Annotated in this window: 25 protein-coding genes; 14 read left to right on the top strand and 11 right to left on the bottom strand. The window is 69.0% G+C overall.

What is annotated here, in order from left to right; genetic code table 11:
- Window positions 1–8 precede the first annotated feature (8 nt).
- Window positions 9–1,610: an AMP-dependent synthetase/ligase gene (locus ACFWNN_RS16590; RefSeq protein WP_382440770.1), complete on the bottom strand. Its 1,602-nt coding sequence runs from the start codon at window positions 1,608–1,610 to the stop codon at window positions 9–11.
- Between the two features lie 51 nt (window positions 1,611–1,661).
- Here ACFWNN_RS16590 and ACFWNN_RS16585 point away from each other — a divergent pair, with 51 nt between their 5' ends.
- Window positions 1,662–2,201 (top strand): TetR/AcrR family transcriptional regulator, encoded by a 540-nt coding sequence (locus ACFWNN_RS16585; protein WP_382440769.1) that lies wholly within the window; start codon window positions 1,662–1,664, stop codon window positions 2,199–2,201.
- Here ACFWNN_RS16585 and ACFWNN_RS16580 read toward each other — a convergent pair.
- On the bottom strand, window positions 2,198–2,359 hold the full coding sequence (locus tag ACFWNN_RS16580) for a hypothetical protein (RefSeq protein ID WP_382440768.1): 162 nt from the start codon (window positions 2,357–2,359) through the stop codon (window positions 2,198–2,200). The two genes, ACFWNN_RS16585 and ACFWNN_RS16580, sit on opposite strands and share 4 nt — an antisense overlap.
- A 66-nt stretch (window positions 2,360–2,425) precedes the next feature.
- Between ACFWNN_RS16580 and ACFWNN_RS16575 the strand changes: the two genes are divergently transcribed.
- Window positions 2,426–3,034 (top strand): alpha-ketoglutarate-dependent dioxygenase AlkB, encoded by a 609-nt coding sequence (locus ACFWNN_RS16575; RefSeq protein WP_382440767.1) that lies wholly within the window; start codon window positions 2,426–2,428, stop codon window positions 3,032–3,034.
- Here ACFWNN_RS16575 and ACFWNN_RS16570 read toward each other — a convergent pair.
- Entirely contained in the window at window positions 3,000–3,977 is a 978-nt protein-coding gene (locus ACFWNN_RS16570; RefSeq protein ID WP_382440936.1) for an SDR family oxidoreductase, read from the bottom strand. The genes ACFWNN_RS16575 and ACFWNN_RS16570 overlap by 35 nt on opposite strands.
- A gap of 67 nt (window positions 3,978–4,044) precedes the next feature.
- Between ACFWNN_RS16570 and ACFWNN_RS16565 the strand changes: the two genes are divergently transcribed.
- Window positions 4,045–4,887 carry a helix-turn-helix transcriptional regulator gene (locus ACFWNN_RS16565; RefSeq protein WP_382440766.1) on the top strand — a complete coding sequence of 281 codons (843 nt, stop codon included), beginning with the start codon at window positions 4,045–4,047 and terminating at the stop codon, window positions 4,885–4,887.
- Here ACFWNN_RS16565 and ACFWNN_RS16560 read toward each other — a convergent pair.
- From ACFWNN_RS16560 to ACFWNN_RS16550, 3 genes are all read right to left on the bottom strand, one after another.
- Window positions 4,859–5,434, bottom strand: a complete 576-nt coding sequence (locus ACFWNN_RS16560) for a TMEM175 family protein (RefSeq protein WP_382440765.1) — start codon at window positions 5,432–5,434, stop codon at window positions 4,859–4,861. The two genes, ACFWNN_RS16565 and ACFWNN_RS16560, sit on opposite strands and share 29 nt — an antisense overlap.
- A gap of 25 nt (window positions 5,435–5,459) precedes the next feature.
- Window positions 5,460–7,091: a PHP domain-containing protein gene (locus ACFWNN_RS16555; protein WP_382440764.1), complete on the bottom strand. Its 1,632-nt coding sequence runs from the start codon at window positions 7,089–7,091 to the stop codon at window positions 5,460–5,462.
- A 100-nt stretch (window positions 7,092–7,191) separates the two neighbouring features.
- Window positions 7,192–8,577 carry a PP2C family protein-serine/threonine phosphatase gene (locus ACFWNN_RS16550; RefSeq protein WP_382440763.1) on the bottom strand — a complete coding sequence of 462 codons (1,386 nt, stop codon included), beginning with the start codon at window positions 8,575–8,577 and terminating at the stop codon, window positions 7,192–7,194.
- Window positions 8,578–8,714: 137 nt separating this feature from the next.
- On the opposite strand from ACFWNN_RS16550, the gene ACFWNN_RS16545 reads away from it, so the two are divergent.
- Window positions 8,715–12,863: a HAMP domain-containing protein gene (locus ACFWNN_RS16545; RefSeq protein WP_382440762.1), complete on the top strand. Its 4,149-nt coding sequence runs from the start codon at window positions 8,715–8,717 to the stop codon at window positions 12,861–12,863.
- A gap of 474 nt (window positions 12,864–13,337) precedes the next feature.
- Here the strand turns inward: ACFWNN_RS16545 and ACFWNN_RS16540 are convergent, their stop codons facing one another.
- Window positions 13,338–13,685, bottom strand: coding sequence for an STAS domain-containing protein (locus ACFWNN_RS16540; RefSeq protein ID WP_382440761.1), 348 nt, complete (start codon window positions 13,683–13,685; stop codon window positions 13,338–13,340).
- Between the two features lie 126 nt (window positions 13,686–13,811).
- Here ACFWNN_RS16540 and ACFWNN_RS16535 point away from each other — a divergent pair, with 126 nt between their 5' ends.
- Window positions 13,812–14,207 (top strand): ATP-binding protein, encoded by a 396-nt coding sequence (locus ACFWNN_RS16535; RefSeq protein ID WP_382440760.1) that lies wholly within the window; start codon window positions 13,812–13,814, stop codon window positions 14,205–14,207.
- 205 nt (window positions 14,208–14,412) lie between these two features.
- The gene (locus ACFWNN_RS16530; RefSeq protein ID WP_382440759.1) at window positions 14,413–14,760 is read left to right on the top strand and encodes an STAS domain-containing protein; all 348 of its coding nucleotides are present in this window, start codon (window positions 14,413–14,415) and stop codon (window positions 14,758–14,760) included.
- Window positions 14,761–14,821: 61 nt separating this feature from the next.
- Here ACFWNN_RS16530 and ACFWNN_RS16525 read toward each other — a convergent pair whose 3' ends face one another.
- Complete coding sequence (locus ACFWNN_RS16525; RefSeq protein ID WP_382440758.1) at window positions 14,822–15,706, bottom strand: Ppx/GppA phosphatase family protein; 885 nt, start codon at window positions 15,704–15,706, stop codon at window positions 14,822–14,824.
- A gap of 110 nt (window positions 15,707–15,816) precedes the next feature.
- On the opposite strand from ACFWNN_RS16525, the gene ACFWNN_RS16520 reads away from it, so the two are divergent.
- From ACFWNN_RS16520 to ACFWNN_RS16510, 3 genes are all read left to right on the top strand, one after another.
- Window positions 15,817–16,800: an alkaline phosphatase family protein gene (locus tag ACFWNN_RS16520; protein WP_382440757.1), complete on the top strand. Its 984-nt coding sequence runs from the start codon at window positions 15,817–15,819 to the stop codon at window positions 16,798–16,800.
- 64 nt (window positions 16,801–16,864) lie between these two features.
- Complete coding sequence (locus tag ACFWNN_RS16515) at window positions 16,865–17,791, top strand: GNAT family N-acetyltransferase (RefSeq protein WP_382440756.1); 927 nt, start codon at window positions 16,865–16,867, stop codon at window positions 17,789–17,791.
- Between the two features lie 204 nt (window positions 17,792–17,995).
- A complete protein-coding gene (locus ACFWNN_RS16510; protein WP_382440755.1) occupies window positions 17,996–19,201 on the top strand; it encodes a glycoside hydrolase family 88 protein in 1,206 nt (401 codons plus the stop codon).
- Here ACFWNN_RS16510 and ACFWNN_RS16505 read toward each other — a convergent pair whose 3' ends face one another.
- A complete protein-coding gene (locus tag ACFWNN_RS16505) occupies window positions 19,202–19,762 on the bottom strand; it encodes a hypothetical protein (RefSeq protein ID WP_382440754.1) in 561 nt (186 codons plus the stop codon).
- A 25-nt stretch (window positions 19,763–19,787) separates the two neighbouring features.
- Here ACFWNN_RS16505 and ACFWNN_RS16500 point away from each other — a divergent pair, with 25 nt between their 5' ends.
- The 5 genes from ACFWNN_RS16500 (at window position 19,788) to ACFWNN_RS16480 (ending at window position 24,494) form a co-directional block, all read left to right on the top strand.
- Window positions 19,788–20,453 carry a response regulator transcription factor gene (locus tag ACFWNN_RS16500; RefSeq protein WP_382440753.1) on the top strand — a complete coding sequence of 222 codons (666 nt, stop codon included), beginning with the start codon at window positions 19,788–19,790 and terminating at the stop codon, window positions 20,451–20,453.
- The gene (locus ACFWNN_RS16495) at window positions 20,450–21,730 is read left to right on the top strand and encodes an ATP-binding protein (RefSeq protein ID WP_382440752.1); all 1,281 of its coding nucleotides are present in this window, start codon (window positions 20,450–20,452) and stop codon (window positions 21,728–21,730) included. The genes ACFWNN_RS16500 and ACFWNN_RS16495 overlap by 4 nt, the downstream gene beginning before the upstream one ends.
- A gap of 416 nt (window positions 21,731–22,146) precedes the next feature.
- Window positions 22,147–22,758, top strand: coding sequence for a DUF4360 domain-containing protein (locus ACFWNN_RS16490; RefSeq protein WP_382440751.1), 612 nt, complete (start codon window positions 22,147–22,149; stop codon window positions 22,756–22,758).
- A gap of 200 nt (window positions 22,759–22,958) precedes the next feature.
- Entirely contained in the window at window positions 22,959–23,468 is a 510-nt protein-coding gene (locus ACFWNN_RS16485; protein WP_382440750.1) for an ATP-binding protein, read from the top strand.
- A gap of 399 nt (window positions 23,469–23,867) precedes the next feature.
- Window positions 23,868–24,494, top strand: coding sequence for a DUF4360 domain-containing protein (locus tag ACFWNN_RS16480; RefSeq protein ID WP_382440749.1), 627 nt, complete (start codon window positions 23,868–23,870; stop codon window positions 24,492–24,494).
- A gap of 95 nt (window positions 24,495–24,589) precedes the next feature.
- Here ACFWNN_RS16480 and ACFWNN_RS16475 read toward each other — a convergent pair whose 3' ends face one another.
- Window positions 24,590–25,426 carry an extensin family protein gene (locus tag ACFWNN_RS16475; protein ID WP_382440748.1) on the bottom strand — a complete coding sequence of 279 codons (837 nt, stop codon included), beginning with the start codon at window positions 25,424–25,426 and terminating at the stop codon, window positions 24,590–24,592.
- 317 nt (window positions 25,427–25,743) lie between these two features.
- Complete coding sequence (locus ACFWNN_RS16470) at window positions 25,744–26,646, bottom strand: SRPBCC family protein (protein WP_382440747.1); 903 nt, start codon at window positions 26,644–26,646, stop codon at window positions 25,744–25,746.
- Between the last annotated feature and the right edge of the window lie 11 nt (window positions 26,647–26,657).

Raw genomic sequence — 26,657 nt, 5'->3', positions numbered from 1 at the left:
CGCGTCAGCTAGTCGTACAGACCGTCGAGCACGTCAACGTAGCGCTTCTCGATCTCGCGCCGGCGCGGTTTGAGCGAAGCGGTCAGCAACCCGTCCTCGACGCTGAAGTCGTGCTCCAGCACGGCGAACCGCTTGATCGTCTCGTGCCGCGCGAGCTGCGCGTTGACGGTCTTGATCGCGTTGCCGACCTCTTCCTCCGCGTCGGTCAGGCCGTGCGCGGTGTCGGGGTCGAGCGTCACCAGCGCCACGCAGTACTTGCGGCGGTCGCCGTGCACGATCACGTTGCTGATGTACGGCGACGCGGCGTTGATCATGCTCTCGATCCTGGTCGGCGCCACGTACTTGCCGCCGGAGGTCTTGATCAGCTCCTTCTTGCGGTCGGTGATCTTCAACCGCCCGGCCTCGTCGAGCTCGCCGATGTCACCGGTGTGCAGCCAGCCGTCGACCAGCGTCTCGGCCGTCGCGTCCGGCCGGTTGTGGTAGCCGCGCATGACGCCGGGGCCGTGCAGCAGCACCTCGCCGTCGTCTGCGATCTTGACGTCCATGCCGGGGATGGGCGGGCCGACCGTGCCGATCCGGATCATGCCCGGCCGGTTGAAGAACGTCGCCGCGGACGACTCGGTGAGCCCGTAGCCCTCCAGGATCGTGATGCCGGCGCGCTCGAAGAACTCGGCGATCTCCGGCGCCAGCGGCGCCGAGCCGGACACGAAGTAGCGGATCCGCCCGCCCACCCGGTCGCGCAGCTTGCGGTACACCAGGCGATCCGCGAGCCAGCGCGTCGCCGGGCCGTGCTCGCGGTCGGCCCACCGGAAGATCTTCTCGGTGACGCCGCCCTTCTCCCGCGCCCCGGCGACGATCCGGCCGTGGATCTTCTCGAAGATGCGCGGCGCGGCGGCCACGATCGACGGCCGCAGCTCGCCGAGGTTGTCGACGATCCGCTCGACGCTGCCGTCCACCGCCGTCGGCACGCCCGCGGCGATCATCGCCATGGTCAGCACCTTGCCGAACGCGTGGGACAGCGGCAACCACAGGAAGTGCAGGTCCGCCGGCTGCAGAATGCCCAGCGACGCGATGGCCTCCGCCGTCGTCAGCCAGTTGTCGTGGGTGAGCTCGACGCCCTTGGGCGTGCCGGTCGTGCCCGAGGTGTAGATCAACGTCGCGAGGTCGTCGGGCGCGAGCACGTCGATCAACGCGTCGTAGTCGCCCTCCCCGCGCGGCACCGCGCCGAACCGCAGCACCTCGACGCCGTCCGGCATCGACGCGGCGTGCTCGTCCGTCTCCACGACCACGATCCGGCTGCCGGAGTCGCCGACGATGTGCGCGACCTCGGCCGCGGTGCTGTTCGGGTAGATCGTCGTGGTGGCGCCACCGGCGGCGAGCACGGCGAGGTCGGTGACGATCCACTCGATGCTCGTCCTGCCCATCAACGCCACGCGGTCGCCCTTGCGCAGCCCCGCCTCGACGAGCCCGAACGCCTCGGCGGCGACCCGTTCCTGCAGCTCGGCCCAGGTCAGCGAGACCCAGCCGCCGTCACCGCGGTACAGCATCGCCTCGGCGTCGGGGGTGCGGGCCACGCGGTCGCGCAGCAGGCCGGGTATCGACAGCGCCATTGCTCTCCACCTTCGTCTAGAGCGTCGCTCCAGAGCGGTACTCTAACCCTCGTGTCCGACCGACGACAGTCTCTCCTCGCCGCAGCACTCCGGCTCGTCGAGGAAGGCGGCCTGGACGCCGTCACGATCGCGGCCCTGACCGAGCGCTCCGGCATGTCGAACGGCAGCATCTACCACCACTTCGGCAGCCGCGCGGGCGTCTTCGCCCAGCTCTACGCGGACAGCTACAGCCGTTGTGTGGCCGCGATGCTGCCCGCGCTGGACGCCGCCACGGCGGAGGCCGGCGTGCGCGGCCTGACGGTGAGCTACCTCGACTGGGTCATGGCGAACCCGAGCCGGGCGCGCTTCCTCTACGCCGCCCCCGACCACGCCGACCCGGTGGCCAAGACGGCGGAGTTCGCGCCGGTCCTCGCGTGGTTCCTCGACCGGATGGCGGCGGGCGAACTGCGCGCGGTGCCGCCGTGGGCGCTGGAGCCCGTGGCGATGGGCCCGGCGCACGAGTCGGTGCGCCGGTTCCTGCTCGGCGTGTTCGACCTGGCGCAGGCGCGCGAGGTCGTGGCGGACGCGGTGTGGGCCGTGCTGAAGCCCTAGTCCTCGTCGCCGCGGAGGACGGCGACGTTCTCGATCCTCACCTCTGCGCCCCCGCTGATGCCCCCCACCTGCACGATCATGCCGGTCGCCGACCCCTGCGCGACGTTCGCCCCGTCGGCCGCGATCTGGACGACCACCTGAGGCTCCTCCTCGCTCATGTCCGAATCTCAGCACCGGGCGAACCTCGTTCGCCATAGAACACGTGTTCGATTATGCTGCCGTCCATGCGCCAGGGATCCCTCTTCGACCTGGAGACGGAGCCGGAACTGGCCCCGCTCGCCCCGCGCCGCACCGAACTGGCCCACGGCGCGTGGATCGACGTGCAGCCGGGCTGGCTCGCCGGGGCCGACGCGGTGTTCGACCGGCTGGTCGGCGAGGTGCCGTGGCGGGCCGAACGCCGGCAGATGTACGACTCGGTGGTCGACGTGCCGCGCCTGCTCTGCTTCTACGAGGGCGCGCTGCCGTTCGAGGTGCTGACGACCGCCCGCGACCTGTTGAGCAGGCACTACCTGGCCGAGCTGAACGAGCCGTTCACGACGGCTGGCCTCTGCTACTACCGCGACGGGCGGGACAGCGTGGCGTGGCACGGCGACACGATCGGCCGCGGCCAGACCGAGGACACGATGGTCGCGATCCTGTCCGTCGGCACGCCCCGCTCCCTGCTGCTGCGACCGCGCGGGGGCGGGGAGACGCACAAGTACGCGCTGGGGCACGGCGACCTGCTCGTGATGGGCGGCTCGTGCCAGCACACCTGGGAGCACGCCGTCCCGAAGACGTCGAAGGTCGTCGGGCCGCGGATCAGCGTCCAGTTCCGCCCGCACGGAGTCCGCTAGCCACCATCTCCTCCGACACCTCCCACACCCGGCGCGCCTCGTCGACGCCGGTCAGGCGGCTGTAGAGCTTCTGCTCGGCCGGCGGTCCGCTCAGGTGGCCGAAGCGGCGCGGGCCGTAGAACGGCGCGGGCTCGGGAGCCGTCGCCGCGAGGAAGGCCGGGAGCTGGGCGGACTCGACCGTGCCGAGGACGCCGACCTTGGACAGGACGCGGATCAGTCGCACGCCGAGCGTGTCGCTGGCGCGGCCGACCTCGGGACGGGCGGCGAGCAGGTTGGTGGGCGCCACGCCGGGGTGCGACAGGACGCTCGTGACGCCCCAGTCCTGAGCCTCGCTGCGCCGCGCGAGCTCCAGCCCGAACAGGCCGAAGGCGATCTTCGACTGGCTGTAGGCCTTGCGGCCGCTGTAGGAGCGCTCCCAGTTGAGGTCGTCCCAGTTGATGGCGTTCTCGTTGGCGGCGATGCTGATCTGCGAGACCACCCGGCCGCCGCGCAGCAACGGCAGCAGGCGCGTCACGAGGGCGAAGTGGCCCAGGTGGTTGGTGCCGAACTGGAGCTCGAAGCCGTCCTCGGTGGTCTGCCGCTCCGGCGGGGTCATCACGCCCGCGTTGTTCATCAGCACGTGCACCGGCTTGCCCTCGGCGAGCAACGTCTCCGCCAGCGCGCCGACCGACCTCAACGACGACAGGTCGAGCGAGCGCAACGACACGTCCGCACGGGGTGCCCGCCGGCGGATCGCGGCGAGGGCCGCCTCGCCCTTGCGCTGGTTGCGGACCGGCAGCACGACCTCGGCCCCGGCCTCCGCGAACCGTCCGGCGAGACCGAGCCCCACCCCGTCGCTGCCGCCGGTGATGACGACCCGCTTGCCGTTCAACCCGTTCATCGTGCTCTCCCCTGCTCGTCGTGGTGTCCTCCACGGTGGCCGGACCCGCCGGAGCGGATCCAGGACCTGACGATCCGTGGCTACGGCCCGGCGCGCGAGTTAGAACTGTGCTGACGAGAGGAGTGACGACGTGATCGACCGAGCAGGCCTGGCGGCATTCCTGCGCAGCCGCAGGGAGGCGTTGCAGCCGGAGGACATCGGACTCCCGCGCGGCTCCCGGCGCCGGACGAGCGGCCTGCGCCGCGAGGAGATCGCCGCCCGCTGCAACATGTCCACCGACTACTACGCGCGGCTGGAGCAGGAACGCGGCCCGCACCCGTCCGCGCAGATGATTGCGGCGATCGCCCAGGGCCTGCACTTGTCGCTCGACGAACGCGACCACCTGTTCAGGCTGGCGGACCACACCCCACCGCCGCGCGGGGTGCTGAGCGAGCACGTCGGCCCCGGCCTCGCCCGGATCTTCGACCGCCTGCACGACACAGCGGCCGAGATCGTCACCGAACTGGGTGAAACGCTGCGCCAGACCCCGCTGGGCGTGGCGCTGACCGGGGACGCGACGCGCTACAGCGGCCCGGAGCGCAGCATCGGCTACCGCTGGTTCGCCGCCCCGTCGAGCCGCGCGCTCTACGCGCCGGAGGACCACGAGTTCCTGGGCCGCATGTTCGCCTCGGGCCTGCGCGAGGCGCTCACCCGGCACGGCTCCGGTTCCCGCGCGCAGCACTACGCCGACCTGCTGCTCGCCCGCAGCGAGGAGTTCCGGACCGTGTGGGACCGGCAGGAGATCGGCCTGCGCCCGCGCGAGGTCAAGCGCTACGTGCACCCGAGCGTCGGCGCGCTGGAACTGCAGTGCCAGACGTTGCTCGACCCCGACCAGCACCACTTCCTGCTGGTCTACACGGCGACGCCCGGCACCGAGAGCTACGAGAAGCTCCAGCTCCTGTCGGTCATCGGAGCCGCTGCGCCAACGGGCTGAGCAGCAACAACAGCATGCTGTAGTAGCCGATGAACGGCACCAGCACGAGCGCCAGCAGCAACAACGTCGGCGGCAGCAGCGCCCGCAGCACGACGGGCCGCGACAACCCCTCCACGTCCCGCCCGATCCGGGGACTCCCGTGCACCAGCAACGCCATCGCGGTCAGCAGCACGCTGCTCACGAAGACCGTGCCGACGTAGAACAGCTTCACGAACGTGTCGTCGTTGTAGCTCCCGACCAGCTCCGTCGGGAACGGCAGCACCACGATCGTCAGCACCCAGGCCATGTTCAGCACCATGAGCGGGGTCGTGTACTCGCGGACGTTCTCGAACAGCCGGTGGTGCGTGAACCACAGCTGCGCGATCACCGCGAAGCTCAGCAGGAAGCTGAAGATCTGCGGCCAGTGGTGGGAGACCAGCTCGATCGGCGGTCCCTCGCCGGGCTCGGCGGTGATCTCCACCAGAGGCAGCACCAGCAGCGTGATCGCGATGGCGACCACGGCGTCGGTGAAGAGGACCAGGCGGTCGGGCTCGCGCTTCGTGGACACGAGCCCAACCTAGTCCCGAAAGGACTCAGATCACGTCGACGAACACCGGGTTGGCGTAGAACCAGAGGTCCTGCCACGGGTCGGAGTTCGCGAGCTCGTCGATCATCGGGTCACCGGACGAGGTGAGCCGCTTGCCGTCGCTGCCCCGCAACCGCAGGTAGAACGACCGCTCGACGTTCTTGAAGGTGTGGCTGAACCGGATCTTGCCGGTGCGCGGCACCTCGAACGTCTTCGCGACCACCGTCTCCGGCGCGAGGAACGCGTCGCGGTCGGCCGACGGACCGGTGACCGGGCCCGCGATCAGGTCGACCTTGGCCAGCACCGGCTTGGCGCCGGAGAAGTTCGGGCCGCCCGCGCGGTCGATCTCGATGGTGATCTCGACGTCGCCGCCGCGGCGCACGAACGTCCGCCCGCCGAGCGTCACGCCGCGCAGGTCGTCGCGGGACCGGACGCGCAGCTCCAGGCCGTCGATCAGCCGGCCGTGCACGGTCAGCACCTTGCCCGCCTGCATGGCGCGCATGATGTCCACATAGGACTTCGACCGGGCGCCGACGATGTTCGCCCCGTACTGGCCGGGGAAGAAGTCGCCGTAGTTGGTCTGCTGCACGCCGGAGTCGATCGGCGCGCCCTTTGAGCCCGTGGTGGCGTAGTCCTGCTTGCCCTGGGTGAAGGTGTCGTTGAAGACCTGGTGCACGTCCGAGTTCGCGGTGATCCACCACGGCCTGCCCTCGGCGAGCAGCGCGTCCCACATGCCGCCGACCTTGGCGGTCATCCAGTCGAAGCCGCCGTGCGTGCGGTAGGACTCCGCCGGGTAGCCGGGGAACGCCTCGGCGCTGGGGGCGGCCGTGTCGTAGTAGCCGCGCGCACGGCCGGGGCCGCCCGCGGACTTCGGGATGCCGGCGGCCTGGTGGCCGGGCGCGCCCTCCATGCCGACCGCGACGCCGGGGGCCGCGTCGCGCCAGCCGCGCAGCTCGTGCGGGCTGTCGACACCGCGCCGGGACGGGTGGTTCGCGAACATCAGCGCGATCTCGGTCCGTCCGGAGAGGACCTGCGACTCCAGGTACCGCAGCGCGGCCAGCGCGAGCGACTCGGTGTTGTTCGCGACGCGGCCGTCGTAGGAGAGCTCGAACGCTTTGAGGATGTCGACGGTGTTCCTGCCGGGCGGCAGGAACACGGTGGCGTGCTCCGCGCCGGGGATGTTCCACTCGAGGCCCTGGTAGACCAGCACGTCGCGCTGGGTGCGCCGGACCTTCTCGATGTCGGGCGTGACCTGGTCGATCGAGAACTTCTGGTGCGCCGGGCCACCGTGGTCGGTGATCACGACCCAGTCGAGGCCGAACTCGTGCGCCTTCTCGACCTGCTGCGCGATCGTGTACTGGCCGTCGTCGGAGTACTGGGTGTGGATGTGGTGGTCGCCCGCGTACCAGCGGTCGCCGCCGCCCCACGGGTTGACCGGCTCGTGCGCCTCGGCCTTGCCCGTGCCGACAGCACCCGCGACGCCGACGGCACCGGCCGCGATGCCCAGGCCTGCCAGGAACTTGCGGCGTTCGACCGACGACGGGCGGTCGTCCTCGGGGTCGAGCCAGCTGCCTTCGACGGGCTCGACCTCGTGGTGGTGCGTGTGATCACCGTGCGAGTGATCGTGAGAGTGGGACATGCGCAGATCTCAACTTGTGAATCTGTCGTGGCAAACGAACGGACAGTGAACCCTTGTCCCGGTACTTTCACTCACACGGCTTGTCGCCAGGGAGTTGCAGTTAAACGGCCTGAACCGCGAGAAGCGCGAGGTCGTCGTGATCGTCGCGGTCCAGCCACTTCAGCACGGCTTTCTCACAATGCCGCGCTATTTCCTCCGCCGAGAGGCCCTTGCACTCCTTCAACACTTCCCGCAGACGCTGCTCGCCAAACAACTCCGTGCGATCGGTGTGCGCGCGGGCCTCGGTGAAGCCGTCGGAGTACAGGACCAGCGTGTCGCCGGGGTTCAGCGTCACCTGCTCGCCGGAGAACCGGACGTCCGCGAGGATGCCGACGATCGCGCCGGTCGCGCTCACCTCGTGCACGCTGCCGTCCGCCCGCAGGATCAACGGCGCGGGGTGGCCTCCGGACGCGAGTGACAGCCGCGCTCCCCCGTTCGCGAGCGGCACCAGCTCGCCGACGACCAGCGTGGTGAAGAGCTTCGAGCCGGTGGCGCGCAACGAGGTGTTGAGCAGGTGCAACAGCCGGACCGGGTTCGTCTCGACGAGGGAGAGCGCCTGCAGCGACTGCCGCACACGTCCACTGTGGACCGCGGCCTCCAGGCCGTGGCCGCAGACGTCGCCCAGCACGAACGTCGCCGAACCGTCCGTGCGCGGGTGCACGTCGTAGAAGTCGCCGCCGACCAACGCCCGTTGGTGTGCCGGGATGAACACCGAGGCGAGCGTCACACCGCGCATCTCGGGCAGCGGCAACGGCAGCAGGGCCGACCGCAGCACCTCGATCGTGCGTTGCTGCTCGGTCAGCTTCGACGACGACTCCAGCGCCACGGCCGCGTGCTTGCCGAACAGCCGCACGCGTTCCACGTCGTTGGGCGAGAAATCACCCTTTCGCAGCACCACCAGCGCGCCGCCGACGCCCAGCGGCACGGCCAGCGCGCGCCCGAAGTCGTCCGGCACGCCCCAGCTGCCCTCACCCAATGAGGTGATCCTGGTCAGGGTGGACGTGCCGGTCAGCACCTCGGTGAGCTCGGAAGCCCTGCGGGGCGTGCGGGCGACCGTCGGCTCGCCCCCGCCGCACCGCCACCACTCCAGCCTGTCGCGCGTGGCGGGCACCACGGCGACGCAGTGCTCCCCCAGCAACTCGGCCGCGAGCTGCACGATCGTCTTCAGCGTGACCTCGCGCGAGCTGCCGCCGGCCAGCCGCAGGTGCGCGTGATCGAGCGTGGAATCCGTGAAGTACCAGGCACTCCAGCCCTCGCCCAGCTCGTGCCGGCGCCCGGCGACGTGCACGTCGAACTGCCCGCCGACGCCGAGGCGGGGGAACCGGTCGGCGGCCGCGGCGTTGCGCACGCGCACCACTCCGGCCGGGTCCACGACGAAAACGGCTTCGCGGAGCCCGTCCACCAGGCGCTGCCAGCCGTCCAGGTCGATGCCCACGACGCTGCTCATCCGCTCTCGTCCAGCGCAGTCGGCCGAATCATCACGGCCTCCTGCGGGTAGTTGGCGTGCTTCGCGGCATCAAGTTACCTCGCTCCCAACCTAACGTGGCAGGCTTGGCTGCGACCACCGAGGCACGGAGGCTTGGAGTGACCACGGCCAACGAAGAGACGGACGCGACCCTCGAACGGGTTCTCTCCGCCATGAGAGACCTGCGTGACGGCAACTTCCGCCGCAGGCTGGTGGTGCCGGGCAACGGGCCGGTCTCCGCCCTCGCGGACGTGTTCAACGAGATCGCGGAGCGCAACCAGTGGCTCGCCGGTGAGCTGGGCCGGGTCCGCCAGGCGGTGGGCCAGGAGGGCAGGCTGACCGAACGGGTGGCGCCCGCGGGCACCGCCGGTGGCTGGTCGCTGATCGCCGACTCGGTGAACGGCCTGGTCGAGGACCTGATGCGGCCGACCTCGGAGCTGAGCCGGGTGCTCGCCGCGGTGGCCGAGGGCGACCTGACCAAGCGCATGTCGGACCAGACGCTGCGCGGTGAGTTCGCGACACTCGGCGCGACGGTGAACAGCCTGGTCGACCAGCTGTCGTCGTTCGCCGACGAGGTCACGCGTGTCGCCCGCGAGGTCGGTACCGAGGGGCGCCTCGGCGGTCAGGCGAAGGTGCCCGGCGTGGCCGGGACCTGGCGAGACCTGACCGACAACGTGAACTCGATGGCGAACAACCTGACCAACCAGGTCCGCAACATCGCCCACGTCGCCACGGCGGTCGCGAACGGCGACCTGACGCAGCAGATCACGGTGGACGTCTCCGGCGAGATGCTGGAGCTGAAGAACACGCTGAACACGATGGTCGGCCAGCTGTCGTCGTTCGCGGACGAGGTCACCCGCGTCGCCCGCGAGGTCGGCACGGACGGCAAGCTCGGCGGTCAGGCGAAGGTCCCCGGCGTCGCCGGCACGTGGCGCGACCTGACCGACAACGTGAACTTCATGGCGGACAACCTGACGACCCAGGTCCGCAACATCGCGCAGGTCACGACCGCTGTCGCGCTGGGCGACCTGACCCAGAAGATCACCGTCGACGCGCGCGGCGAGATCCTCGAGCTCAAGACCACCATCAACACGATGGTCGACCAGCTCTCCTCGTTCGGCGACGAGGTCACGCGTGTCGCCCGCGAGGTCGGTTCGGACGGCCGGCTGGGCGGTCAGGCGCAGGTGCCGGGCGTCGCGGGCACGTGGCGCGACCTCACCGAGTCGGTGAACGTCATGGCGAACAACCTGACGACCCAGGTCCGCAACATCGCCTCGGTGACCACGGCGATCGCGCGCGGCGACCTGACCCAGAAGATCACGATCGACGCCCGCGGCGAGATCCTCGAGCTCAAGACCACCATCAACACGATGGTCGACCAGCTCTCCTCGTTCGCCGACGAGGCCACCCGCGTGGCCCGCGAGGTCGGCACCGAGGGCCGCCTCGGCGGTCAGGCGACGGTGCCGGGCGTCGCGGGCACGTGGCGCGACCTCACCGACAACGTCAACTTCATGGCGAACAACCTGACCAACCAGGTCCGCAACATCGCCCACGTCGCCACCGCCGTCGCGAACGGCGACCTGTCGCAGAAGATCACGGTCGACGCGCGCGGCGAGATCCTCGAGCTCAAGTCCACTTTGAACACGATGGTGGACCAGCTGTCCTCGTTCGCCGAGGAGGTCACGCGCGTGGCCCGCGAGGTCGGCACCGACGGCCGCCTCGGCGGTCAGGCCCGCGTGCAGGGCGTCGCCGGCACGTGGAAGGACCTGACCGATAACGTCAACCTGATGGCGGACAACCTCACCGACCAGGTCCGCAACATCGCGACCGTCGCCACCGCCGTCGCGAACGGCGACCTCTCGAAGAAGATCACCGTCGAGGCGAAGGGCGAGGTCGCGACCCTCGCCGAGACCCTGAACGGCATGGTCGACACCCTCCGGGCGTTCGGCGACGAGGTCACCCGCGTGGCCCGCGAGGTCGGCACCGAGGGCATCCTGGGCGGCCAGGCGCGCGTCTCCGGCGTGGCGGGCACGTGGAAGGACCTCACCGACTCGGTGAACTTCATGGCGGACAACCTGACCAACCAGGTCCGCAACATCGCCCAGGTCACCACCGCCGTGGCCCAGGGCGACCTGACGAAGAAGATCGACGTCTCGGCGCGAGGCGAGATCCTCGAGCTCAAGACCACCATCAACACGATGGTCGACCAGCTGTCTTCGTTCGCCGACGAGGTAACCCGCGTGGCGCGCGAGGTCGGCACCGAGGGCAAGCTCGGCGGTCAGGCCGAAGTGGACGGTGTGGCGGGCACCTGGTCGAAGCTGACGGACAACGTCAACCAGCTGGCCTCGAACCTCACCACCCAGGTCCGCGCCATCGCGGCCGTCGCCACCGCCGTGACAGCGGGCGACCTGACCCGCCAGATCACCGTGGACGCGTCCGGCGAGCTCGCCGAGCTCAAGGACAACGTCAACCAGATGATCGCGAACCTGAAGGAAACGACGCGCGCCAACCGCGAGCAGTACTGGCTCAAGACCAACCTGGCCCGCCTCTCGGGCCTCATGCAGGGCCACCGCGACCTGCGAGCCCTGGCGTCGCTGATCATGAGCGAGCTGACCCCCCTGGTCAGCGCCCACCACGGAGCGTTCTTCCAGATCGAGGAGGACGACTCCAAGCAGACCCTCGAACTGACCGCCACCTACGGCTTCCGCCTGGACGCCGCCCGCACCACCCACGTGGCCATGGGCGAGTCCCTGGTGGGCCAGTCAGCGCTCGAGAAGAAGACCATCCTGGTCACCCAGGTCCCGGGCGGCTACCTGACCGTCTCCTCGGCCCTCGGCGAATCGGCCCCGGTCAACCTGGTGATCCTCCCGATCCTCTTCCAGGGCGAAACCCTGGGCGTGATCGAGCTGGCCTCCCTGAACGAGTTCTCCGACGTCCACCTGGACCTCCTGGACCAGCTCAAGGAAGCCATCGGCGTCAACGTGAACACCCTCCTGGCCAACTCCAGGACCGACGCCCTCCTGGTCGAGTCCCAACGCCTCACCACAGAACTACGGGCAGGCTCCGAGGAGCTGGAGGACCGGGCCCGCCAGCTCCAAACGGCCTCGAAGTACAAGTCCGAGTTCATGGCCAACATGTCGCACGAGCTGAGGACCCCCCTCAACTCGCTCCTGATCCTCGCCAAGCTCCTGGCCGACAACCTCGACGGCAACCTGAACCTCAAACAGGTCGAGTTCGCCCGGACCATCCACTCCTCGGGCTCCGACCTGCTCCAACTGATCAACGACATCCTCGACCTCACCAAGGTCGAAGCGGGCCACATGACCCTCCACGAGGACCCGGTCCGCCTGGACGAACTCGTCCGCTACGTGGAAACCCTCTGCCTCCCCCTCACAGCGGAGAAGAACCTCGAATTCTCCGTACGCGTGGACCCGAACGTCCCGGAAACCCTCCACACAGACGAACACAGGCTTCAGCAAATCCTCAGGAACCTGCTCTCCAACGCCGTCAAATTCACCCACGACGGCGGCATCCGCCTGCACGTCCGAATGGACGACCCCTCCACCGTCGCCTTCGACGTGCACGACACGGGCATCGGCATCCCAGCCGAAAAACTGGCCGTCATCTTCGAAGCCTTCCAACAGGCAGACGGCACCACCAGCCGCAAGTACGGCGGCACGGGCCTGGGCCTCTCCATCAGCCGAGAACTGGCGCAACTCCTCAACGGCGCCCTCCGAGTCCGCTCAGAACCGGGCATCGGCTCGACCTTCACCCTCTGCCTCCCCCTGGGCAAGGTGATGATCTCCGACGCCGTAGTCCTCCCAGAACCAACCCCGATCGTCACCCCGGCCCCAGTCCTGGCAGCGCAGAACTCAATGCGCTTCCACGGCGAAAAGGTCCTGGTAGTAGACGACGACCTACGAAACGTATTCGCCCTCACCAGCGTCCTCGAACTACACGGCCTGGAAGCAATCTTCGCCGACAACGGCATAACAGGCGTCCGAGCCCTCGAACAATACGACGACGTGGCCATCGTCCTGATGGACATCATGATGCCCGAACTCGACGGCAACGCCACGATCTCAGCAATCCGAGCAATGGAACGCTATGCCGACCTACCGGTGATCGCCGTAACGGCAAAGGCCATGAAGGGCGACCGCGAGAAGTCCCTGGCCTCAGGCGCCACCGACTACGTCACCAAGCCGGTCGACACCGAACACCTAATCCGCCTGATCGCCTACTACCTGGGAGTCTCAGGAGAGGCCTGACCAGGCACGCAGGGCAGGCAGGGACGAGGCGGGTAAGGCAAGACGGCATAAGGCACGTCGGGTTGAGCCAAGACGATGTCAAGGATGGCTTTAGGAGAACGCGAAGCCGAAGGCGAGCCCGAATGAGCGCAAGCATCGCGATGGCGCAGCCGAGCCCAGCCAAGACCCAACGCAATGCCGAAGGCGAGGCGTCCTTACCTCTTGGCTCGGGTCAAGCGGTATCGGTGACGTACCCACACAAACCCAACCACGCACAAACGAGATTGGGGCTTGACTTTGGGTGCGAGGTGCTAACCTCGCGGATCGGCCGGGCGCTTTTCAGCCCGGCTTTTAAAGGCCGATGAGCGCCTCGCAAGGGCCCCGAAGTCAAGCCCCAATCTCTATCGACGCGTCAGCGGCGATGAAATGACCCGGCTCGTCCGCAGTTGTCTTTGCACCCCAACGCAACCACCGCATTGGCGACCGAACCCAAACTCAACGGGCGGAATCAACAGCTTCCTGAACCGCCGAATCCACCGAAGCGTGCAAACTCAACACCTCAGCCACATCGGCCAACTCGAACAACCGCCGAACCGGCCCCTGAGCAGCCGCCACCCGCAACTGCCCACCCCCCTCGGCCAACCGCCGATGCCAGTCCAGCACCAACGCCAACCCGGTCGAGTCCATGAACGCCAACTCGGCCAGATCCAGCACCGCATGAACCCCGGTCACGTCCGCGTCCATCCGGGCGGACAACACAGGCACGGTATCGATGTCCAGCTCACCGGCGACGGCGAGCACTCGCCATCCCCGCTGGACCTCGCTGCCGACGTTGAGCTCCATCGTCGCCGTTCCTTCCGCCACGCCCGACTCGTGCGACTTCGTGCGACCCAAATCGTGCAGCACGACGTCCGGGCATGCGACCACCGGGGGGCTGAAAGATCCGAACGACCCACCGGATGTGCGACGATGCGCCTTGTGCTCAACGACCCACTGGCAGAGGTGCGCGTGACCCTGACCGCCGAGGGCGGCTCGTGCGCACGCGCTCGTCAGGTGGTGCGCGAGGCCGCCGCCTCGTGGGAGCTGACGGACGACCTGACGGACGACGCCCAGCTCGTCGTCACCGAGCTCGTCTCCAACGGCATCGACCACGGTGAGGGTCTGATCACGTTGACGGTCAGCAGGACTCAGGGCGGCATGCTCGTCGAGGTGCACGACGAGTCGCCGCGGCTGCCTCAGCTCAGACCCGTGGACCCGAGCAGCGCACGCGGGCGCGGTATGCAGCTCGTGAAGGCTTTGAGCGTCCGCTGGGGTACCACGCCCCGCAACGACGGAAAGGTCGTCTGGGCGCAGCTGGAAGCCTGAGAACGGCGCTTCAGGCGTGGCAACGCACTCCACGCCGGCCGCCTTCCCTCACCGCCCCGAGTCTTCCCTCTTCTCCCTGAAACTCACCCTGCAACTCGCCCTGAAACCCTTGCCCGGCTGAGACAAAGCCCTGGACAAACCCAGAGTGCTTCAGGTTGTGGTCGTCCGCCGATGGCGCGTACGGTCGGTCCGGACGGGAGTCCTTATGAACCAACTTCACCAGAGAACGACCTACGTCCAGTCCATTCCGATCGTCGCGCTCACCGGCGAGATCGACATGATGTCGTCCGCCCCGGTTACCAGCAGACTCGCCGAACTGCTCGACCACAAACCGCCCGCGCTCGTCGTGGACCTGCGGGAGGTGCGCTTCTTCGGTTCCGAGGGAATCCGCGCGCTGGTCGAGACCCAGCTGCAGGCGGACGAGCTCGGCATCAGGTTCGGTGTCGTCAGCGACAGCAGAATCGTGTTGCGACCACTGGAGATGACCGCCGTCGACCAGCTGCTGTCGCTGTTCACCGACGTCGACGACGCCGTGACCGCGCTCAGCGCCTGAGCCGCGAACCCCGAACCCGACGCCGCGAGACCCAGGCCGCCCAACACCCAGGCCGCGACGCCTAAGCCGCTGACGAGCTGCGTGCGCGAGAGCGCTCCACCAGCGAGAGCAGCAGGCCTTCCTTGGTGGACCACGGCGAGATGTCCACGACGTCGTGGCCGGACACCTTCATCAGACCCTCCGCGACCACCGCGCCCGCCAGGGACTGCCGAGCCCGGTGGCGCGAGATCCCCGGCAGGGCCGCGCGTTCGCGCACCGAGAGCTTCGCGAGACGCGGGATCCACTTCTCCAGGTCCTTCAGCCGCAACTGGCGCGGCGAGTACGCGTCGCTGCGCGCGCCGGCGAGGCGGGCGAGCTGTTCGAAGACCTTCGAGCAGCCGATCGCGCGAGCGCTCTCACTCGGCGCGAAGGCCGCCGAGAGTCTCTCCGAGACCTCCGACCGCATGTCCGCCACGGTGAGACCGGCGCGGGTCAACGTCCTTGCCCCCAAAGGCAACGAGACGGTGCGGTCGGGTTCGGCGCCGGAGCCCGCGGCGAGCTCGACGGTGCCGCCGCCGACGTCCAGCACGACCATCGGCCCGGCGCCGAAGCCGAACCAGTGCCGCGCGGCCAGGTACGACAGGCGCGCTTCTTCCTTGCCGGACAACACCTTCAGCTCGACGCCGGTGCGGCGCGCGACCTTGCGCATCACCTCGTCGACGTTCGACGAGTCACGGACCGACGAGGTCGCGAACGGCAGGAACGGGACGTCGCCCGCCTTCTTGCGGGCGGCGAGGACGGCGGTGCACAGGGAGTCGATGCCGGCGGCGCTGATGGCGCCCTCCGCGTCGAGCTCGCGGTCCAGCCGCAGCCGGACCTTGTGGGACACCAGCGGACGCGTCAGGTCTCGTTCCACGACCACCAGGTGTGCACTGAAGCACCCCACGTCCAGAACTCCGACCGACATCCGCCACCTTCCCTTCTCCCAAGTGTCCTTTACCTTATCGGCAACCATTGTGCGGAACCGTGCCCCCGATCGAGCAATGTTCGCTCGATGAGATGCGTTACAGTCACCGAATGTCACTGGCGGAGATACCTTCCCGGCTCGACCACGCCCTCGGCAAGGCACAATCCGGCGTGATCGTCCTCGCTGTCGACGGTCTTTCCTCGGACGTGGCCAAACAGTCCTGGCTGTCCGCCTCCGTCTCCACGCTGTCCTCGACGGTGCCGTCGACGACGGCGACGGCGTTGCTGACCGCGCTGACCGGTGTCCCCGCCGACGTCCACCGCGTGCCGGGAACGGTGTACCGCAACGGATCCGGGCTCGTGCACGCCGTCAACGGCGCGCCGCCGATCCCCGACCTGCCCACCGTGCTGGAGCGGCACGGCGCGACCGCGCTGGCCCGCGAACTCGACCACCTCGAGGGAACCTGGGCTCAGGCCCTGCTGCGAGGAACGACCCGGGTACCCGCTCCCGCGCCGCACAAACTCAGCGCCCAGGCGGAGGATCCGCCGCTGCTCGTCGCGAACGTCGTGGCGGACCTCGACAAGGCCCTCAAGGACACCCGGTTCCTCTGGACCTACGTCAACATCTCCGACCACGTGCACCGCAACGGCTACGACGAGTCGGTGCACGAGGCGATGCTGCGCCTGGACGCGCACGCGAGCAGGTGGGCCGCGGCCGGATGGACCGTGATCGCGCACTCGGACCACGGCATGATCGCCGTCGACCCCGACCCGGAACTCGTCGACGCCTGGGACGCGATCGTGCGCGAGGAGTGCGTGATCCCCTCCGGCGGTGCGGGCCGGATGCGCTGGCTCTACCCGAAGCCCGACCGGCTGGAAGCCGTTTTCGACCGCGTGGCAACGACTCTGGGCGACGCGGCGACCGTGCACCACGCCACCGACCTCGGGCTGCCGCAGCCGGAGGCCGGTCCGGTCGTGGCGGTGGCCGCGTCCCCGCGCTTCCCGCTGCCCGACCCGTCGGTCCGCTTCGAGCACGGCGGTCTGAGCCGCGACGAGATCGACGTCCCCTTCGCCGTCTGGCAGGCCGTACAGTGAGCGTGTGCGCGTCGAATTCTCAAGCAGCATAAGGGAAATCGATGCTGCCGCTTGGGATTCGGTGGTGGACCAGGCGGGTGCACCGGTGTTCTACCGGCACGCGTACATCAGTGCGTACGAACAGTCCCCGCTCACCGAGGTCGAGGGGTTCGCGTACTTCGCGGTGAAGGACGGCGACCGGCTGGTCGCCGTAACCCCCGCCTACCTCCAGTCGGCCGCGAACCCGTTGCGCCGCCTGCACGAGGCCTACCCGGAGGCCGCCGGCCAGCGCGCCCTGCTCAGCCACACCTGGCACTGCTACGACGCGCACGTCCCCGCCACCCAGGACGTGCTGCCCCGGCTGCTGGACGCCATGATCCGCACGGCGTCGATCCTCGGCGCGCGCTGGTGCGGGTTCATGAACGTCCAGCGCGGCACCGGCTTGTCCCAGGCGCTCAACGCCGCCGGGCTCCCGGCACGGCACCTGACCGACCGGTGGGCCGCGGACCTCACCACGTACGAGCGCTACCTCGCGGGCCTCGGCCTGCGCGCCAGGGCGAACGTGCGCCGCAACGACCGCAGGGCGCGGGAGGCGGGCGTCACCGTCGAGGCGCTGCCGGTCGACCACGCGGCGATGGACGACATCACCCTGCTGTGCGTGAAGACCGCGAGCCGGTTCGAGAACAACGGCTACTACCCCGGCGAGGCGTTCACGAAGTTCGTGACGGCACTGGGCGGCCTCGCGCAGGTGATCGAGGTGCGCCAGCACGGCAGGCTCGTCGCGGCCGGCGTCTGCCTCACCGACGAGACCCGCTTCCACACCTGGACGTGCGGCGTGGACTACGCGGTGGACGGCAACTACAGCCCCTACGGCGTGCTGTTCGCCGAGTCGGTGCGGCACGCCGTCAGGCTCGGCAAGACGACGCTCGAGGGCGGCCGCGGCAACGAGGCGTTCCAGCGCCGGCACGGCCTGCGCCCCCGCCATTTGGACGCAGTGCTGCTCCGCACCTGAACCGCGCATTGTTCACAAGGATGAACAATGCGTTTTACAACGTCGGATTCCTGCGGATTCACGTACGTGACTATCCCCTTAGGCCAGGTCAGCGCCACAAAGCAAGTCAGAGCAATCAATTTTAACGCACCTTTACAGGCGTTGATCCGATCTGCCACTGTGGCGCCGGGCGCACGACACAAATGAAAGGGACTGGACGGTCTCGTGAATCTGTCTCGACGCACCCTTCTGGCGTCCGCAGCAGCCACTCCCCTGCTCACCGGAGCAGGCCTGACGCTCGGTGCGGGAGAAGCCGCCGCTTCGCCCGCCACCCTCCGCGCGGCCCTCGACTACGGCAACGCCAAGCTCAAGGCCGTCGCGCCCGGCATCACCTCGTTCCCCGAGATCACCAGGGCCGAGAAGTGGACCTACGTCGCCGACGGCGGCTGGATCGGCGGTTTCTGGCCGGGCACGCTGTGGCTCGCGCACCTCGACAGCGGCGACGCGCAGTTCCGCACGCTCGCCGAGGCCGCCAACGACAGACTGGCCCCGCGCCGTCTCCAGCCGCGCGACCACGACCTGGGCTTCCTCTTCTACCCGTCGTGGGTCACCGCGTACCGGCTGACCGGCAACACCAAGTGGCGGGACGGCGCGATCGACGCCGCGAACACCCTCGTCCAGCGCTGGAACGCGACCGGCAAGTTCATCCGCGCGTGGGGCGCGCTCGGCACGCCGGGCAACGCCGGCCGCGTCATCATCGACACGATGATGAACCTGGACCTGCTCGCGTTCGCCACCGAGCAGACCGGCGACCGCAAGTTCCTCGACATCGCGATCGCGCACGCCAGGACCACCCAGACGCACTTCGTCCGCGCGGACGGCTCGACCCCGCACGTGTTCGACTTCAACCCGGACACGGGCGCCCCCATCGGCCAGAACACCGTGCAGGGCTACAGCCCGACGTCGTGCTGGGCGCGCGGGCAGGCGTGGGGCATCTACGGCTTCACGACGATGTACCGCCGCACGGGCCTGCGCGAGTTCCGCGACACCGCGCGCAGGCTGGCGGACTACGCCCTGTCGGTGCTCACGCCGGACAGCGTGCCGGTGTGGGACTACCGCTCGCCGCTGGGCGTCAACGACATCAAGGACTCGTCGGCGGGCGCGATCATGGCGTGCGGCCTGCTCGACCTGGCCAAGGCCACCGGCACGACCCGCTACCAGGACCGGGCGCTGAAGATCCTCGACGGCCTGGTCGCGACGTGTCTGACGACCAGGTCGACGCGCGCCGAGGCGATCCTGGCCCGCGGCACCCGCAACCGCCCGTCCGAGGACGGCGTGGAGATCTCGCTGCCGTACGGCGACTACTACCTGTACGAGGCGATCCTGCGGGTGCTCAAGCCCACCCAGATCGCCAAGGCCATCGGCCTGTAACTACTGCTCGATCACCTTCGCCGTCGGCCCGTCCGTCCAGGTCGCTTCCAGCCTGGACAACCGGCCGGCGGCGTTGGTGAAGTTCACCACCAGCGGCCCGCCGGGCTGTTCCACCTTCACCGAGTAGCCGTCCGCGGGCGTGGCCGACAGCGCCTGCACGCCCTGGGGCCGGTAGCGCACCACGACGTCACCGCCGCGCAGGTGGAACGCGTGCACGTAGGAGCCGTCCGCCTGCCATTCCCCCTGCGGAGATTGAGCCGAGGTGGGACGCGCATCCGTACTACTGGGAGGAACCGGAACAGTTGTTGTGACCACAGGAGGCCTGGTGGAAGAAGGCGTGACAGGCGGCGGGGTGTCGACGGAGGCGCCGGGTTCGGGGACCGGCACGCTGATCGACGTGACGGTCGGCAGCGGCAGCACGGCGGAGGACGCGGTGCCCAGTGCGCCGAAGTCCGCGGCCGGGGCGGGTTCCATCGCCCACCGGATGCCGAACCACGAGAGGCCGATGGCGACCGTGGTCACCAACGCCCAGGCGACCAGGTATCCGACGGACCGTCTCACTGCGGCAATCCTCCTGTAGCGGCTCATGGCATCAGTACTGCTGGTCGAAGACGACCCGGTGGTGCGAGCGGCGGTCACGCGCGCTCTCACCGGCCAGGGGCACATCGTGCACGGTGTCGCGCTCGCGATCGAGGCTTTGCGCGAAGTCACCGCCAACAACTACGACGTCGTGGTGCTCGACCTCGGGCTGCCCGACCTCGACGGCGGTGACGCGCTGCGGATGATCCGAGGCGTCACGAACACCCCCGTCGTCATCGCGACCGCCCGCGACGACGACACCGAGATCGTCCGGCTGCTCAACGCGGGCGCCGACGACTACCTGGTCAAACCGTTCTCCGGCGAGATCCTCGAAGCGCGCCTGCAGGCGGTGCTGCGGCGCGCCAGGGACTCGAAGCAGCTCGTGATCGGCGGGCTGGAGATCGACGTCACCCTCCGCAGGGCCGTTGTGGACGGTCAGGAGCTCTCCTTGACGCACAAGGAGTTCGAGCTGCTCTCCTACCTCGCGGCACGGCAGGGGGAGGTGGTGCCGCGGGCGGAGATCCTGGCGAGCCTGTGGCCGTCCCACCGCGACGACCAGACCCTCGACGTCCACCTGTCCTGGCTGCGCCGCAAGCTCGGTGAACGGGCCGCGCAGCCCCGTTATCTGCACACGGTGCGAGGGGTCGGCGTGCGTCTGGTCGACCCGAGATGAGGCGGTCACTGGTGCTGGTCGCTCTCGCGGCGACCAGCATGGTGGCCCTGGCGTTCCTCATCCCGCTCGCGATCGTCGTGAAGGACTCCGCGTACAGCCGCGCGCTCAGCGAGGCCGAGAAGCAGGCCAACGCGATGACGCCGGCGTTGCTCATCACCCGCAAGCCGCAGGAGATCCGGCAGGCGATCAGGAGCACCCGCTACGGCGGTCAGGGCCGGTTGGCCGTGCACCTGGGCCTCCCGGCCGGCACGTACGGCACCTCGCACATCACGGCCGCGGACCTGCAGGACGCGCAGAAGCTCGCCAGGGCGTCCACGGTCGAACGGCCTGACGGCGTGGCCTACCTGCAACCGCTGGCCACGAGCGACAGCGGTGTCGTGATCGTCGAGGCGTTCGTGCCGAACGAGCAGCTCACCCACGGCGTGATCGGCACGTGGGGCGTCCTCGCGGGCGTCGCCGTCGGCCTGGTGGCCGGGTCGGTGCTCGTCGCCGACCGTCTCGGCGCGCGCGCCGTCCGGGCCACCCGCGGGCTCGCCGACGCCGCCCGCCGGATGGGCCAGGGCGACCTCACGGTCCGCGTCCCGGTCAAGGGGCCGCCGGAGGTCAAGGAGGCCGGCAAGGCCTTCAACGCCATGGCCGAACGCGTCCGGCACCTGCTCGCCGCCGAACGCGAGGTGGTCGCCGACCTCTCGCACCGCCTGCGCACGCCTCTCACGGCCCTTCTCCTGGACGCGGACACGCTCGGGGGTGGTCCGGGTGCGGACCGCGTCCGAGAGGCCGTCCAGGGCCTGGAGAGGGAGGTCGACGAGATCATCAAGGCGGCCCGCTCCGGCCTGCAGCCCGACGAGGGCGGCACCGACGCCGCCGGGGTGGTGCGCGACCGGCTGGTGTTCTGGTCCGCGCTCGCCGACGACCAGGAACGGCCGTGGACCGTGCGCGGCGCCGACCGGCCGGCGGTGGTGCCGCTCGCGCGCAACGACCTCGCGGCCGCGCTGGACGCGTTGCTGGGCAACGTCTTCCGCTACACGCCGGAGGCCACCCGGTTCGCCGTCACGCTGGTGCACCAGGCCGATCTCGTGGCGCTGGTGGTCGAGGACGCCGGGCCGGGCATCGCGGACACCGCGCAGGCCGTGCGGCGCGGGTCCAGCGGGGGCGGGTCCACCGGGCTGGGCCTCGACATCGCCCGCAGGGCCGCGGAGCGCACGGGAGGGTCGCTCCACGTCGATCGCGGTCCGTTGGGCGGTGCACGCGTGCAATTGAGGCTCCGGAGGGTCTGACTGTCAGGGCCGGTGACGAACACCGCCGGCGGCGCGGACCGTGGGACGGGTCCGACGCCGCCGGCGGGCACCGGACGGCCGCGCTGCACCGCTGCCGCACCACCGAGTCCCGAGCAGGAGGGAGGAACCCGATGAGCAGTGCGCGCCTTGCCTTCCCACACCGGTGTTACGAGGTGGATCAGCCGGGGCTCTCGGCGCCAGGTGTGGGGACCGGCGTATTCAGTGGGTCTGGGCGACCGGTTTTTGCGATCTGACATGAAGTTAGCCGACCGCTGATCGTCGCCCATCCACCGTTCAGACGATTAATCGGTTTTAAATTTGTTTAAGTTCGCCCGGTCGGTCGTCCACGACTTAAGTCCATTTAAGATAGCGTCGTCCTCCCGCCGCCTTACCGCCCGAATTTCGAAAGGCGACCCATGATCAGCGCGGTGGCAGCAACGGGATTGGCGCTCTCGCTCCTCACAGCTCCTCAAGCCGACGTGGTTCCTCCCGGCAAAATCACGGTCGACGTCGTCACGGTGAACGGTTCCGGCTGCCCCGCCGGAACGGCCGCGATCGCGGTCTCGGACGACAACACGTCATTCACGGTGACCTACAGCGACTACACCGCCCAGGCGGGTTCCGGATCGACGCCGACGCAGTTCCGCAAGAACTGCCAGCTGAACCTGCGCGTGCACTACCCGCAGGGCTTCACGTTCGGCATCGCGAAGGCCGACTACCGCGGCTTCGCGCACTTACCCAGAGGGGCGCGCGGGATGCAGCGCGCCAGCTACTACTTCGCCGGCTCGTCCTCCACGACGACGACCACGCACAACATCGCGGCGCCGACGTCGAACAACTGGCAGTTCACCGACTCGACCGAGGTCGCGGAGATCGTCTACGCGCCGTGCGGGGCCGTTCGGCACCTGAACGTGAACACCGAGGTCCGAGCTTTCACGAACGCGTCCAACCAACCCGCCTTCGTGTCGATGGACTCGACCGACGGCAGCGTGAACACCCGCTACCAGTTCGCCTGGAAGCGTTGCTGACCCAGAACGATCACCCAGAGGGCCCGGCGCTATACTCACAGTGAGCGTCGGGCCCTCTCGTCGTGACCCGGACGTGACTTTTGACGGGTGAGTCAACCAGGGCATTGCTTCCCGCGTATACCCATGTAGATTCCCGCTCACCGTGACGGCCATTCGGGTGACCGTCTCGGCTCGCGCGCCGCACGCGAAACGGAGGCAGCATGCAGGCGAACGCCCAGACCGCCCAGGTCGACGACCTGACACTCATCGCGCTTCCCACCGCGGTGAACTGCGCGGATCTGTTCGTGCGCTTCACCCTCGGTGAATGGCGCCTGCGCAACATGACCGCGGAGTGCTCGGCCGTCGCCTGTGCGCTGGTCGAGGCCGCCGTGGAGTCGGCCGATCCCAAGACGTCGCGGCTCATCACGCTGCGACTGCGACTCAGTGGCGACTACCTGGTCGTCGAGTTGGAGGCCGCGCGGTTCATCATGCCGCCGACCTCCCCTGACCTGCGCACCGGCGAGCTCCAGCTGGCCGGCGGCATCAAGCTCATCTGGTGTGAGATGGCACTGCCGACCGGCGTGAACGCGAACGCGGTGCCGCTGCCGCGCCGCGAGAAGCGCCGTTCCCCGGCGGCCGAGGCGCTGGGCGACGAGCCGGACGTCGATCCGGAGCTCATCCAGCGCATCCTGTTCGGCCTCGGTGGCTCGATGGGCAACGGTCAGCGCTAGATCTTCCCGCTTCACCCGCAAGGGCGCGTCCATCAGTGGACGCGCCCTTCGCGTGTTCCCGGGGTTCCGGTGGTGGACGCTTCACGAATTGAGTTCCGGAACACCGCCGGGCCTTTGGTCCGTTCGAGGAGTGTTACATTCCCGCGCTGCTCTGGCATCAGGTTTCTTGATGCCGTTCTGGTGGTACGGACGGCAATTCACCGACGCGGTGCGCCTGAGCCCTGTTGTCTCAGTGACCGATTGACCGCGAAAAGTGATGAATAGTCGGCTCACATTCACCGGCGCGAACGTCCGGCAATGTTGCTCTGGTTGGCGGACGGTTCGTCAACATCCTTTCCGATACGGTCTCGTACCACGCCGCCCGCCCGAACGTCGTCGCACATTCGGAAAGGCATTCCAATGATCAGTGTGCTGGCCGCAGCCGGCCTGGCTCTGTCCACCATCGTCATTCCCCCGGTCGCGGATCCGCCCCCGACGGGCCAGATCACGATCGACGTCGTCACGGTCAACGGCTCCGGGTGCCGGGCCGGCACGGCCGCCATCGCCGTCTCCCCCGACAACAAGGCGTTCACGGTCACCTACAGCGACTACATGGCACAGGTGGGCCCGGATTCACGGCCGACCGATTTCCGGAAGAACTGCCAGCTGAACCTGAAGGTCAACGTTCCCGGCGGATTCACGTTCGGCATCGCCCAGGCCGACTACAGAGGTTTCGCCCACCTGGAACGCGGCGCGAAGGGAACGCAGAAGGCGAGCTACTACTTCCAGGGAATGTCGGACACCGACCAGCGCACCAAGACGTGGAACGGCGCTCTGAGCGACGACTGGCAGGTCACGCACAAGACCGACGTCGCGTCGATCATCTACCACCCGTGCGGCGCGAAGCGGAACTTCAACATCAACACCGAGCTGCGCGTGGACAAGGGCACGTCGGACCCGAAGAAGACCAGCTTCATGGCGATGGACTCGACCGACGGTTCCATCGAGACCATCTACCACTTCGCGTGGAAGAAGTGTCCGAAGTAGCCGGTCGCGTTGGACGCTAGACGCGGAAAGCCCTTGCACGGCAAGGCCGGAGCCCAGGTACTGCGGGCTCCGGCCTTGCCGTCGTCAGCGCCGGCTCAGATGTTCTGGTTCGCGAAGCCCTTGGTCGCGATCTTCGACAACATGCCCTGCCACACGGCGGTGCTGGTGTGCGGGTCGCCGGTCACGCCGAGCGCCGACTTGAGCCCGTTGAACGCGCTGGTCGTCGCCGGCCCCCAGATGCCGTCGATCGCGAGCCCGGACCCCCGGAAGTTGTTGCACGTGCCCTGCACGAACTTGGTGTCCGCCTCGGAGTCCTTCAGCACGCGCACCGGCATGCCGCCGAAGTCGGAGTGGATGTGGTCGCGGTGGTCGGCGTTGTACCAGCCGTCCAGCACGTACCGGAACCGCCGCCGGCACACCGCTTCCGTTGCCAGGTAACGCTTGCGCAGCGCGGCCGTGCCGGAGGCGTGGTGCTGGTCGAGCGGCGAGGTGACGTTGCCGTTGGACCACCGCACGTGGTCGAGGTCCATCGCCGTGCCCGCGCCGTGCTGCCCGGGCTTGTTGACGTAGAACCCGGCCGACACGATGTAGCTGATCGACCCGTAGCTCGACGAGAGCGACCGCAGGTCGCGCACCCAGGCGACGAGGGCGTTGTAGAAGGCGTCGGTGGCCTGCCAGTTGCGCGCGGTCGTGTTGCCGCGGTTGGACCGCCAGTAGTAGACGGGCGTGCCGTCGATCTTCTGGAACGTCATCATCGCCAGCGCGCCGACCTCGGAGGCCTGGATCTCGGCGGGCGTGTGCTGGTCAGCGGACTTGGCGGGGTCCGGTGCGGCGCCGGCCAGGGCCGGTGCGACGGTGGACAGGCCCGCGAGTCCGGCCACGGCCGCCGCGCCCGTGACGAAGCCGCGCCTGGTGAGGTTGTTCTCGAACACCCCGGTACTCCCTCTGTGTCCTGGCCGGGGCGGCAGGAGGAAGGGCCTGTCTCAGACCACCGGCCCGAGGGAGTCTAGGGATCACGTGTGTTGGCACGGAATCGCCGCTGACCTGCGTTTTTCCTTCGCCTTTACCGGTTGCGCCGACTGGTTCCCGTTCCAGCGGGGTGGGTTGCGTTCTGCTGGTCGGGGCTCGCCTTCGGCATCGCGTGCCAGGCCTCGTAGGTGGCTGGCTTTGCGTTGACGGCTGCCGGTTGAGTTCGCGCGCCTGGCCAAGACGGTGGTCGCCTTGCGTTGGCGACTGCGGTTGGCAGCCGTCAGTGGGCCGCGCCCAGCACCCGGATCAGGCTGCGTTCCGTGTCGGTGCCCAGCTTCTCCATCGCGAGCTTCGCCACCGGCGCGCCCAGCTTCGCGAGCCCGTTGAACTCCACGTGCGCGTGGTAGCCGATCCTCGTCGTGCCGGGGGTGGGACCGGGCGTGATGGAGATGTCGTCGGTGGAGGTGGCGGTGTCGTTGCGCCCCACGAACTGCAGGCCGGTGGTGTCGTCGCGGGTGAGCTCGTAGACCAGCTCGGTCTTGCGGCCGAGGAACTGGGAGACGTTGCGCCAGCGGGAGCCGACGGCCACCGGGCCGGTGTCGAGGCGGGTGCACGTGACGGTGCCGGGGTCCCACTGTTCGGTGCGGGCGAAGTCGCGCAGGTACTCGGTCACGCCTTCCGGGGTGGTGGCCACGGTGAAGGTGCGTTCCACGTCCACACCGGACACGTACGGGGAGTTGAACGCCTTCGGGGCGAGACCGAGGCGGTACTGGTCCACCAGGGTCGCCTGGCTCTCGGCTCGGGTGGCCAGGCGTTCGAGGCGGGTGTCGTCGAAGCTGCCCAGGTGGCGGAGGGTGCGCCAGAGCGCGGCCTTGCCCTCGATGCCCACGCGGAGGGTTTCGAGCTCCAGGACGTCGCTCAGCGGGGAGCGGCCGAGGAGCCTGCCGTTCAGCTTCAGCCTGCCCGCCTTCTCGGTCAGCCAGCCGAGGGCTTCCTTGTGCGGGCGCGACTCGACGCCCGCCGCGCGCATGAGGTCGAGGAGTTCCTTGCGGTCCGCCTCGATGTCGTCGGCGAGGACGCGCAGCTCGGGATGGCTGCGGCTGATGCGGCGGGCCAGTTCTGTGCCCGCCGCGGCGCCGGCCAGGTGGTCGTTGAGGTAGATGCCCAGCAGCTCGGTGTTCACGACAACCGAGT

The organism is Lentzea sp. NPDC058450, from assembly GCF_042721395.1.
Lineage (GTDB): Bacteria > Actinomycetota > Actinomycetes > Mycobacteriales > Pseudonocardiaceae > Lentzea.
This window is presented reverse-complemented; position numbering and strand designations above follow the sequence as displayed.